This window comes from Curtobacterium sp. B8, assembly GCF_000333315.1.
GTDB classification, from domain to species: Bacteria; Actinomycetota; Actinomycetes; order Actinomycetales; family Microbacteriaceae; genus Curtobacterium; species Curtobacterium luteum.
This window is the reverse complement of sequence record NZ_BACW01000650.1, coordinates 1-1,820: the sequence shown is the minus strand read 5'-3', so window position 1 is coordinate 1,820 and position 1,820 is coordinate 1. Positions and strand designations below refer to the sequence as shown.

Here is a 1,820-nt window from a genome sequence, read left to right as displayed (position 1 = left end):
CGTCCGCGGTGCCGAGCATCCCGACCTTGACCGCGTCGATGACGACGTCGTCCGACACGGCATCGAGCTGCTCGCGCAGGAACCGCGCGTCCGGGACGTGCACGGAGCGCACGCCCCTGGTGTTCTGCGCGACGAGCGCCGTGACGACGCCCATGCCGTAGCCGTCGTGCGCGGCGATGCTCTTGAGGTCTGCCTGCAGTCCGGCCCCGCCGGTCGGGTCGGTCCCGGCGATGCTCAGGACGCGCACGACGCCGGTCACGAGGCACCGGCCTGGAGGCGCGGTGCACCATCGCGCGCACCGCCCGTCCGCCAGGCGGTCACGTACGCGGCCGCCGCCGCCCCGGGGTCGGGCGCCGCGCAGATGCCGGACACCACCGCGACGCCGGCAGCACCCGCCGCGCGCAGGGCCGCGACGTCCTCCAGGGTCACGCCGCCGATCGCGACGCACGGTGCACCGGTCGACCGGGCGATCCGACCGAACCCGGCGACGCCGAGCGGCTCCGGGTGGTCGGCCTTCGTCGTCGTGGGGTGGACGACCCCGACGCCGAGCAGGTCCACCGTCCCGGACGGCAGGGCAGCGACGGCGTCGAGGTGCTCCGACGTGTTGGCGGTCAGGCCGACGTGCGCGTCCGGTCCGAGCAGCGCCCGGGCCACGGTGACGGGCACGTCGGACTGGCCGAGGTGCACCCCGGCGACCCGGTGCCCGGCGTGCCGCGCGGCGAGGACGACGTCCAGCCGGTCGTCGACCACCACCGTCGCCCGGGCCCCGACGGCGTCTGCCACGGCGACGCTCAGGGCCAGGAGGTCCCGCGCCGACGCGTGCTTGTCCCGCACTTGGACGGTCCGGACGCCCGCGGCGACCGCTGCCCGCACGACCTCGACGACCCCGTGACCGTGGCGACCCGCGAGCGCGGTGTCCGTCACGAGGTACACGCCGACGTCCGACCGACCGCCCGGGAACCCGACCCCGGTCACCGGTCGCCGTCCGACGCCTCGGTGGCGACCCGGGCCCCACGCACGACGTCATCGGGGGTGAGGGTCGCCAGGCGGTCGAGGAACACGGGCTGGAACGTGCCGGGACCGCCGGCGTCCCGCGCCGCGAGCTCGGCCGCGAGGGTGTGCACGACGGTCGCGGCCACCGCGGCCTCCCCGGCGTCCGCCGCGACCGAGGCGAACGCGGCGACGGCGGCGCCGAGCGCGCACCCACCGCCCGTGATCCGCGTGAGCAGCTCCGTGCCGTTGGCCACCCGCACGACGGTGCCGTCGGGGGTGACCAGCAGGTCGACCGGACCCGACACGGCGATCGCGCCCACGTGCCTCCCGACCGATGCCCGAGCGACGGACCGGGCGTCGTCCGCATCGGCCGTGGCATCGGTGCCACGGCCACCGGCCGCACCGTCGAGCAGCGCCAGGACCTCGGAGGCGTTCCCGCGCAGCACGGTCGGACGGAGCGCCAGCAGCTCCCGGGCGAGGGCCGTCCGCACCGGCAGCGCCCCGACCGCCACCGGGTCGAGGACCCACGGCGTCCCCGCGTCCGTCGCGGCGGTCGCTGCCTCGACGGCGGCGTCCCGAGCCTCCTCGTGCGGGGTGCCGGTGTTCACGAGCAGCCCGTCCGCCACCCGGGCGAACGGTCCGGCCTCGGTGCGGACGTCGACCATCGCCGGCGACGCCCCGAGCGCCAGGAGCACGTTCGCCGTGACGTTTCTGCACACGGTGTTCGTGACGCACTGGACCAGCGGGGCGCGGGCGCCGAGGGCCTCAAGGAGGTCGGCCGTCCGGCGGACGAGGTCCGGCGCGGCGGTCGTGGGTACGGGCGCAAC

The 1,820-nt window shown here is 77.0% G+C and carries 3 protein-coding genes; all 3 read right to left on the bottom strand.

Annotation, left to right across the window (positions count from 1 at the left end):
* Positions 1–259 (bottom strand): bifunctional hydroxymethylpyrimidine kinase/phosphomethylpyrimidine kinase (locus I59_RS17350; RefSeq protein WP_031274397.1); only part of this gene is annotated, 259 nt, incomplete at its 3' end.
* Entirely contained in the window at positions 256–975 is a 720-nt protein-coding gene (gene thiE / locus I59_RS17345; RefSeq protein ID WP_022904948.1) for a thiamine phosphate synthase, read from the bottom strand. The genes I59_RS17350 and thiE, both read right to left, overlap by 4 nt.
* A partial coding sequence (gene thiM / locus I59_RS17340; protein ID WP_022904947.1) for a hydroxyethylthiazole kinase occupies positions 972–1,820 on the bottom strand: 849 nt, incomplete at its 5' end. The genes thiE and thiM, both read right to left, overlap by 4 nt.